The sequence below is a fragment of the Belnapia rosea genome (genome assembly GCF_900101615.1).
GTDB lineage: Bacteria > Pseudomonadota > Alphaproteobacteria > Acetobacterales > Acetobacteraceae > Belnapia > Belnapia rosea.
Map to the genome: position 1 here is coordinate 1 of NZ_FMZX01000059.1, position 8,023 is coordinate 8,023.

Consider the following 8,023-nt stretch of genomic DNA (forward strand, 5'->3'; position numbering starts at 1 on the left):
GACCGGGAGGTCGGGCGCGAGCGCCATCCGGCAACACGGGCAGACCTCAGGGCGGTGGGCAATCCTCTCGGAGACATCGTCGCTCAAGGGCCGACTGTGGCCCGCGTGGCCCGGCTTGGCGCCTCCAGGCCTGGCGCGCTCGCGCCGTTCCTTCCGGTCCGTGGACGGCGGCTTGGAGGATGTGCGCGACGTCTTCTCCGGCCGCTGCAGTCGCAGCACCAGCTCGATCAGCTCCGTCTTGCTTAGCCGCTCAAGCTCGTCCCGCTGCATGCCAGCATCGAATCAGCCAACCCACTCCAGCGCAAGGGGGTGGGTAATTACCCGGCGACAGCGGTCCGGGCCGTGAAAACACCGCCTGCAATCGCCTCTCCGAGGACGCCCAGCCCGCCGACTGTGGTGATGAACAGCGTGCGCATGTCGACGCCGCCGAAGGCGCAGCACGTGACGTTCGCTGTCGGCACCTCGATCCTGCCCAAAGGCAGCCTATCGGCCGAGAAGCGGAAGATGCAGCCGCCACCCCAATGGGCGACCCAAAGACATCCCTCGACGTCCACCGCCATGCCGCCGGGATAACCGTCGTCATCGTCGAAGCGAACAAACATCCGCTTCCCGGGAATTTTGCCACGCAAATCGTAGGAATAGATCATATGGGTCGGGCTGTCGGCGCAGTACACGACGTGGCCGTCCGGAGAGAAAGTCGGGCCATTCGGAACCGTGTAGGGTCCGTCGATGCGTGCCACCCGCTCGGGGCCGTCCAAAATATGAAGGGCGCCTTCCGACGGGGGCTCATCGATATGCATGGTGCCGAACCAGAAGCGCCCGGAGGGGTCCACTTTTCCATCGTTGAGGCGGTCGCGCGCAGAATGGCCTTCCGGCGCGGCCAGGAACGCGAGTTGCTCCGTCTCCGGTTCGAATGAGAAGACCCCGGTCCGTAGCCCAATAATGATTCTGCGGGGGGATCCTCCGTGAGCGCCAGGCATCCTGGCTCCTCCGGCAGATCCCAAGATCTTCGGTCGCTGCCAGCCTCGTCCATCCGGTGCAGGCAGCAGCCCTTTATATCCACCCACCAGAACCGGCCAGCCCGGGCGTCCCAGAGCGCGCCTTCTCCGAGCTGGGCACCGGCTGCCCAGACAAGGCGCGCCTGTCCCAGCACCGAGCCCATAGCGGTCACTCCGGCTCTCCCCTCAACGGCGCAGCGCAGGCAGCACGCGCTCCCCCGAAAGCATCGATGAATGCCTGCTGGTTGCGACCGACCTGGTGAAGCTGGATCTCGTCGAAGCCGAGCTCGGCAAGCTCCGCGATCCGGGCCGCGTGCCAGCCGAGGTCAGAGGAGATCCAAATGGCGGGATGGTAGCGATAGCCCGGTGCGGAGATCACCAAGAAGGGCAGCCGGGTTGTTGCCATCGCCGCTCCCAACCACGACCAAGCAAAACCGGAATGGCCCTGCGCCAAGCCCCAGGGCCGGAAATGGTCGGAGGACATCGCGCAGTCGAAGCCCGTCTGCTCGGCTGCCCGCGCCACGGCCAGGAGTTCGGAAGGGGAAAACTGCTCATGCGAGGCATGAAAGCCAATGCGGGGCGGGAGCGCCATGATCGGGACGCCTCTGTAGAGGTCTCCCGGAACCTGCAAGTCTTCGCCCAGTTGCGTGACCAGTGCAGTTGTTCCGCTGAACGGCGGGGATCGGGTCGGCGTTTCGACGCTCGCATCAGCAAATCGGTCGCGGTCTCGAGTTGCTCGAACCACAACAATTCCGCGCATCCCGAACGGCCTCAGGATTTCCGCTGGGGCCTGAGCCATTGAGCCGCGAGCTTGGCCGCCGGCCTTTTTCACTTAGCCTTAGCCTTGTCCTAGCGCGGCGCGTTGAACCGGCTTCCTGCGTAGGCTCTGCCGGGCTCCGAGCATAATGGGCCACTTCAGAGTGTACGGCTCTGAATGGTCGGCAACACCACCATCCTGCAGCAGGAGGCAAGCCGTTGGGCGCAAAGGCGTCCGCCGGCAGGACCGGAGATGAATGATGGCCGAAGACGCGGACGACAACACGCCTATCGAGGTAGACGAGGACGACAGGACCTTTGTGCTCAAGGACGAGGAGACCGGCGAGGAGCGTACGGCCTTCGTGCTGCGAAGGGGTGAGGTGGCAGCCATCCTAGGAGGCTCCGCCGAAGAGTTCAGCGGGCAGTTGGTAACGGCAGACGCCGAATTGGAGGATGAGGACAGTGGGGACGCTGACGCTTCCGACAGTCTGCCGGTGCGACTGGCCATGGCATTCCTCGGTCGCTTGGCGGAGGAGCCTGAGTTCGCGCGCGACATGCTGGACTGGTACGAAACGCACCTCGCGGCCGACGCTGCACAGGACGAGGAATGATACCGGCCGTCCCATCAAATGACCGCTCCGGGCGGTTAACGGCTGTAGCGTTCGCCGCCTGGATGTCTGCTCTACCGCGGTGAGCGGACATAGTCGCAACTAGCTTGAGTGCCGTACCACCGTACCTCAAGCGACCCAGCATGAGAGGGCGATGCCGGCAGCTCTCCAGGCGACGGCCGAGGCGGCGCCGAGCAGGACCAGAGCCGCGAGGAGGCCGAGGCAGAGCAGGAGCCCATCCCGCTGTAGGCAAGCGCAGGCGATCAGCACCAGGTCCAGCCCGGGGAGAATGTTGCTGAGCGGAACGGGGACAAGCAGCAAGGCACCCAGCAGCAGCACGGTGACGCCGACCAGGCGCCGCACCGCCTCCTGCACCGTGAGCCAGCGTGGACGGGAGAGCCTCTCCAGGCACCGGAGCGTCGGGACGGCCCAGCCTGCAGTCCAGGCAAGGTGCTGCGGCTTGACCTGTCGGTGCGCGATGTGCCGGGGGAGAGCGGGACGCGGGTGGACCAGCGCCATTTGCAAGGCCGGCACGATCAGCAGCAGTCCAGCGAGGGTCGAGGTTCCGGGGGCAAGGCCAAGTAGCGCCAGCAGCAGCAGGATGAGCCCGAAGGACCGGTCGCCGGTCCCGTCCACCAGGCTCTCAAGCGTCACCTCCCCTGCCCGGATATCCCGGACCAGCTCCTCCAGCACGACCGAGCCAGGGAAGTGCGCGTTCATACAGGAGCTGGGCGAGCTGCTAGTAGGACCGCCGGTTCGTCATCGCAGAGTTCTGTCGGCGCCCGTACCCGCCGCTGTCTCCGGGGTCGTACGCGTCGTAAGCCCGGCTCCGATCTCGAGGATGCCGAGGATTAGGTGCGGCCAGAACACCCGGTCGGCGAAGCCGAAGAGCCAGGGCGAGACCACCAACAGCAAGCCGGCTCCAACATCGAGGAACAGATGGACCGGCATCGGGATCATGCGTACGGCGCCGAACTCATAATCCGTCAACAGCGAGGCGCCAATCAGCGCCGCCCCGATGATCTGCGGGATCCACTGCGCCGAGGTGCCGTCCGCGAAGCCGAGGATGTAGGGCATGATGATGAGTAGGACGCCCATGAGATAGTCGATCGCGCCATGTGCGCGCGTTGAGATGAAGCGCAACTCACCCTCCTCCTGCGCCCAGGGCGCCCTTTGTGAGTTACTCGAACGCTTGACGAGTTTCCGCAGTTCGTCGTGCGCCGGGAATGGCCCGCGTATTGGTGGCCTCAACGCCGCACTACCCGCCAAGGCCAGCATCCGACCGTACGGTCGCGTGCCAGCACCGCCTCGATCCACTCGTTGAGCCAGCGACTCTCCGCGAGGACAGCGTCACTGTCTCGGTAGACTTCCGGAAACCGCAGCGCCATCCAGCGCCAAGCAACGAGCCGGCGATGCACCTGCTCGGCCAGTTGCATCGCCTCCTGGGTCAAGCACCATCGGGATGCTGGGAGAGATCAAGCCGTCCGAGGAACCTATGCGCCTCCTCTTCGCCCCGCCCTCCATTCCAAACTCGTCAACCTCGGCCGGTGATCCGGCCAGGCGCCTCATCACCGGAGAGTCCGGCCGCACCGAGACCGGTTTCGCTTTCCGTTAGGTGGTCACCCTTGCCGATAGCAGTCCCTCAGCTGAAGCCCTTGCCGCGATCGCCCGCCGAGGGGCCATGCGGTGAGCCGGAATCTGCGATTCCCGGGCCCGCATCGTCCGGCGGCACAGATGTCGATCCCATACGCAGCGGGCTTTCCGTCAGGCTCGCGCCAATCCCGGGGTGGTGTGCAGCCGCGCTACCTGCGCCACCAAGCGGCCCGGCATCCCCGCCCGCCGCTCCCGAGCCCTGAGTGAGGGTCGTTCCAACGCCGCCCGATAGATTGGCGGCGCCCTCGCCACCGAACTGTCCGCCGAGAACGCCTGACATTGGCATCTGTGGTGGCGAGGGCGGGTCTGGATCTACGCTGGAGGATGAGGCCGCGGCGCCAGGGCCATTCTCTTCCGTAGCGATCTCACAGCAGGCTTGTGCCCAATGGTCGTCTTGCCGACCCTCGGGCCGCCCCTCGCGCTCCCAGATTTCATGGGCGCGGCGGCGAATGCGTTCCTCGTCCGACATGGATTGCTCCCTAGCCCAGCAGCTCCGATACAACGCCGGGCGCCACCATTCGTCCCGTGCCACATTCGGCAGGCGTGAGGATGAGGACGATGCAAATAACCGTTCTCTCAGGCGCAAGCGGCACACGGGCGTGCCGGCTTGGGCCGTCCCTGAATGGGACGAGCTATTCGCCGTCGAGAAAGCTCCGCAATGCGCGCCGTCCGCCGCCTCCTTCAGCTTCTTCAGCTCCTTGGCCTCGATTTGACGAATCCGCTCGCGCGTCACGTTGAAGGTCCGCCCTACCTCCTCCAACGTGTGGTCGCGGTCCGTGCCGATGCCGAAGCGCATGCGGAGAATGCGCTCTTCCCGCGGCGAAAGGCCCGAGAGAACCTGCGCCGTGGCTGCGCGCAGGTCCGCGCTTGCCGCCACGTCGAAGGGCAGCACGGCATTCCGGTCCTCGATCAGGTCGCCGAGCCGCGCATCCGCATCCTCGCCGACCGGCGTGTCGAGGCTGACCGGATCGCGGACGAGCCGCTGGACGGCCTGCACCTTGTCGAGCGGCATGCCGACGCGCAGGGCCACTTCCTCAGGCGTCGGCTCGCGGCCGGTCTGCTGCGCGAGGGTGCGGCTGGTACGGACGATCTTCGCCGCTGTCTCCGTCATGTGCACGGGAATGCGGATGGTGCGCGCCTGGTCGACGATCGCACGGGTGATGCCCTGCCGCACCCACCAAATTGCGTAGGTGGTGAATTTGAAGCCGCGGCGCCAGTCGAACTTGTCGACGGCGCGCATCAGGCCGATGTTGCCCTCCTGGATCAGGTCATTCAGCATCGGCCCCCGATTGCGGTAGCGCCGTGCGAGATGCACGACGAGACGCAGGTTCGCCCGCGTGAGCTCCTCCTTGGCCCGGCGCATCTCGCGCTCGCCACGGCTCATCTCGGCATGGATGCGCCGGATCTCGGGCGCTGGCAGCCCGGCCTCCCTCTCCAGCGCGGCCATATGCGCGCGGATCTCGCGGAGATCCCGGGCGAGTGCCTTCGGCAGGCGGGACACGAGGCGCTCGAAGGCTGCCGCGTCGAATGTCCAGTGGCGAAGGAATTCCTCCCGCTCCACGCGCCCCGCCTGCGCGAGACGGAGAGCCCTCCCATCCAGCGCCACCAGGCTGCGATGGGTATCACGGATGCGCCCGGCCAACTCATCCAGGCGGTCCGCCCGCAGCCGCAGCGCCCCGATCAGGGCCGCGATGCTGCGGCGGCTCTCGCCCGGTCCCGGCGGCCGGCCCTTGCCCGCTGCGACGACGGCATCGAGAGCGGCAAGAACGTCCGGCCTGGCCCGCTGCTCGAGCGTGCCGGCCGCCTCTCCGTCCAGGTCCTCCGCGCTGTCGGAGGCCGCCGCAAGAGCCTCCGTCTCCGCCACCTCGCGCAGCGGCAGCCGACCCTCGTCGACGGCGTCACGCCAGCCGGCGATCATCGCCAGCGTGGACGGGCATTCGCTGATGGCGAGGAGCATCGTCTCGCGGCCCGCCTCGATGCGCTGGGCGAGAACCACCTCCTCCTCGCGCGACAGCGGTTCGGCGCGGGACATCTCGCGCAGGAACAGGTGCACGGGATCGGTGCTGTGGCCGAGCGTTGCCGGGTTGAGGTTTCCCCCGACCGGCGCGGCCGGCACAAGCAGCCTATCCGCCTGCTTCCCGCCCTGCAGCAATGTCTCCTGAGCGCCTGCCGAAGTTGCGTCGTCCTCGGGCAGCAGCTCGTCTGCTGGCTCTATGCCCTCGACCTCCTCCCAAGCGGGAGGCTCATCGTCCGGAATGCAGGCAGCGATATCGTCCGGTACGGGCAGGTCGAGCTGGCTCGACATGCGCTCGTCGAGATCCGTCTCGTCCAGCACCCCACCCCTGACAAACCCGTCCATCTCTCCACCGACTCCTGCGCGGCCCTGCTGCCGCCAAGCGCCGCGACCAGGCGCCCACCACGCGCCGCGGCCGCGGACCCGCAAGCGGCGGGCACGGGGGTCGGATTCGGTCCGTAGGGAAGGCGCGCTGTTCCAGCGCACGATCTTGATATAGGAAGCGCGACCGGCGCGGACCACCCTTTTGGCAAAGCCTCAGTGATACCAAAAGAGACCCATTAGCCGCAGTTCGAGCACGTCCAGAGGTCACGCTTCTCCCGTGCCGGCTCGACGAGATAGCCGCAGCGGATGCAGTTCGCGCCACTGTCGTCATCAGTGAAGGGATCGGCGAAACGCCGCGTGGCCACCTTCGGCGCGCGTGGCTTCGATGTACGTGGCGTACAGTCTTCGGCGATCGCTACCTCGACCGGCGGCTCGGCAGGCTGCGCTATCGGCTCTGCGGGCGGCTGCGGTGTGGGCTCCCACATCGCCATGACATGCACGGTCGGTTCTGCGGGTTCGGCTGCGGCTGGCGGGACTTCGTGCTGCGAGGAAGGTGGGGCTGATTTCGCGCCGAACCCCTCGGGCCAGGTCTCCGCATGCATCTTCCACGGCGCCGGGCGCTGGCGATGTTCTGTTGGATCCGCCCGGCCTCGCTGAACGTGGACAACCTCAACCACCCTGGTCTTGCCGCCACCTAAACCGCCTCTACGAGAGGTGCTGACAATGTGGCGCGTTTCACCGGATGAAGGTTGTGCCCCCTGCTCTTTGTGGCGGGGAAAGACGCGATCTGCTTCGGACATGAATTTCCATATTGTGGTGTGCGACACTTTCGGCCGCCACGAGCTTTGCATATGCGTTCAGCAGCGTAAGTGCCAAGTCTCAGTTACCGAAGCTCACACGATGTAGCACCTTGGATCAGCCTTCGGCTGACCCGCAAATGCACTGTGGTCCGACCTTGGAGTATAAAGGTCCGGTTCCGCGCCGAGTTCCGGTGTCATAGCGGAGAGCGGTGCCGGTGATTTGCGCTGACGGACGCCGAAACGCCAAAAGCCGCCGACCTTGTTCAGGTCGGCGGCTTTGGTGTGTGTTGTGTAGGATCCGGCCTGGTGGCCCGGCGGCGACCGACTTTCCCGCAGCTTGAGCTGCAGTATCATGGGCGCTGGGGTGTTTCACGTCCGAGTTCGGGATGGGATCGGGTGTATCATCCCCGCGATAGCCACCGGGTCACCGGGCCGGATCCTGCTGGGCTATCCGGAGTGTTGTGTGTTTGAGAGCGCGTGTTGGCGCGGTTTGGTGCTGCGTGCGGTGCGGCCTTGCGGCCGCGTTGCGGTGATGGTGGATCAGAAGTTCTATCGGGCGATTAGGACCGCTCGGCTGCGTCGGTTACCCGACTTCGACCTGCGGCCTATCGACGTGATGGTCTATCACGGCCCTCGAGGGAGACCTCGTTTGGAGGGGGGTTTCCTGCTTAGATGCCTTCAGCAGTTATCCCGTCCGGACTTAGCTACCCAGCGATGCGGCGGGCGCCACAACTGGTACACCAGAGGTACGTCCATCCCGGTCCTCTCGTACTAGGGACAGATCCTCGCAAGTCTCCTGCACCCACGGCAGATAGGGACCGAACTGTCTCACGACGTTCTAAACCCAGCTCACGTACCGCTTTAATCGGC

General features: G+C 66.0%; 8 protein-coding genes, 2 rRNA genes and 2 pseudogenes. 1 reads left to right on the forward strand and 11 read right to left on the reverse strand.

Features of this window, described 5'->3' with window-relative positions; all coding sequences use genetic code 11:
• From BLR02_RS27410 to BLR02_RS30205, 4 genes and pseudogenes are all read right to left on the reverse strand, one after another.
• Nucleotides 1–270, reverse strand: a pseudogene (locus BLR02_RS27410) (IS66 family transposase); the annotation flags it as partial.
• 47 nt (nucleotides 271–317) lie between these two features.
• The gene (locus tag BLR02_RS27415) at nucleotides 318–980 is read right to left on the reverse strand and encodes an SMP-30/gluconolactonase/LRE family protein (protein WP_090665404.1); all 663 of its coding nucleotides are present in this window, start codon (nucleotides 978–980) and stop codon (nucleotides 318–320) included.
• A gap of 29 nt (nucleotides 981–1,009) precedes the next feature.
• Nucleotides 1,010–1,162 (reverse strand): annotated as a pseudogene (locus BLR02_RS31190) (SMP-30/gluconolactonase/LRE family protein); the annotation flags it as partial.
• A 5-nt stretch (nucleotides 1,163–1,167) separates the two neighbouring features.
• Complete coding sequence (locus BLR02_RS30205; protein WP_218128101.1) at nucleotides 1,168–1,830, reverse strand: LLM class flavin-dependent oxidoreductase; 663 nt, start codon at nucleotides 1,828–1,830, stop codon at nucleotides 1,168–1,170.
• A gap of 184 nt (nucleotides 1,831–2,014) precedes the next feature.
• On the opposite strand from BLR02_RS30205, the gene BLR02_RS27430 reads away from it, so the two are divergent.
• Nucleotides 2,015–2,365, forward strand: a complete 351-nt coding sequence (locus tag BLR02_RS27430; protein WP_143018360.1) for a hypothetical protein — start codon at nucleotides 2,015–2,017, stop codon at nucleotides 2,363–2,365.
• 126 nt (nucleotides 2,366–2,491) lie between these two features.
• Here the strand turns inward: BLR02_RS27430 and BLR02_RS27435 are convergent, their stop codons facing one another.
• The 7 genes from BLR02_RS27435 to BLR02_RS27460 all read right to left on the reverse strand — a co-directional run.
• The gene (locus tag BLR02_RS27435) at nucleotides 2,492–3,082 is read right to left on the reverse strand and encodes an exopolysaccharide biosynthesis protein (protein WP_090665407.1); all 591 of its coding nucleotides are present in this window, start codon (nucleotides 3,080–3,082) and stop codon (nucleotides 2,492–2,494) included.
• Nucleotides 3,083–3,121: 39 nt separating this feature from the next.
• Nucleotides 3,122–3,505, reverse strand: coding sequence for an SPW repeat domain-containing protein (locus tag BLR02_RS27440; protein ID WP_090665408.1), 384 nt, complete (start codon nucleotides 3,503–3,505; stop codon nucleotides 3,122–3,124).
• A 104-nt stretch (nucleotides 3,506–3,609) separates the two neighbouring features.
• Nucleotides 3,610–3,813, reverse strand: a complete 204-nt coding sequence (locus BLR02_RS27445) for an SUV3 domain-containing protein (protein ID WP_143018361.1) — start codon at nucleotides 3,811–3,813, stop codon at nucleotides 3,610–3,612.
• Between the two features lie 191 nt (nucleotides 3,814–4,004).
• Nucleotides 4,005–6,374 carry a sigma-70 family RNA polymerase sigma factor gene (locus BLR02_RS27450; protein ID WP_090665410.1) on the reverse strand — a complete coding sequence of 790 codons (2,370 nt, stop codon included), beginning with the start codon at nucleotides 6,372–6,374 and terminating at the stop codon, nucleotides 4,005–4,007.
• A 215-nt stretch (nucleotides 6,375–6,589) separates the two neighbouring features.
• The gene (locus tag BLR02_RS29095; protein ID WP_143018362.1) at nucleotides 6,590–7,153 is read right to left on the reverse strand and encodes a hypothetical protein; all 564 of its coding nucleotides are present in this window, start codon (nucleotides 7,151–7,153) and stop codon (nucleotides 6,590–6,592) included.
• Between the two features lie 309 nt (nucleotides 7,154–7,462).
• Nucleotides 7,463–7,577, reverse strand: a 5S ribosomal RNA gene (rrf, locus tag BLR02_RS27455).
• A gap of 115 nt (nucleotides 7,578–7,692) precedes the next feature.
• A 23S ribosomal RNA gene (locus BLR02_RS27460) occupies nucleotides 7,693–8,023 on the reverse strand; the annotation flags it as partial.

Coding starts and splice junctions, on each gene's coding strand:
- BLR02_RS27415 (WP_090665404.1), bottom strand. CDS start 980: ATGCCTGGCGCTCACGGAGGATCCCCCCGCAGAATCATTATTGGGCTA.
- BLR02_RS27430 (WP_143018360.1), top strand. CDS start 2,015: ATGGCCGAAGACGCGGACGACAACACGCCTATCGAGGTAGACGAGGAC.
- BLR02_RS27435 (WP_090665407.1), bottom strand. CDS start 3,082: ATGAACGCGCACTTCCCTGGCTCGGTCGTGCTGGAGGAGCTGGTCCGG.
- BLR02_RS27450 (WP_090665410.1), bottom strand. CDS start 6,374: ATGGACGGGTTTGTCAGGGGTGGGGTGCTGGACGAGACGGATCTCGAC.
- BLR02_RS29095 (WP_143018362.1), bottom strand. CDS start 7,153: ATGTCCGAAGCAGATCGCGTCTTTCCCCGCCACAAAGAGCAGGGGGCA.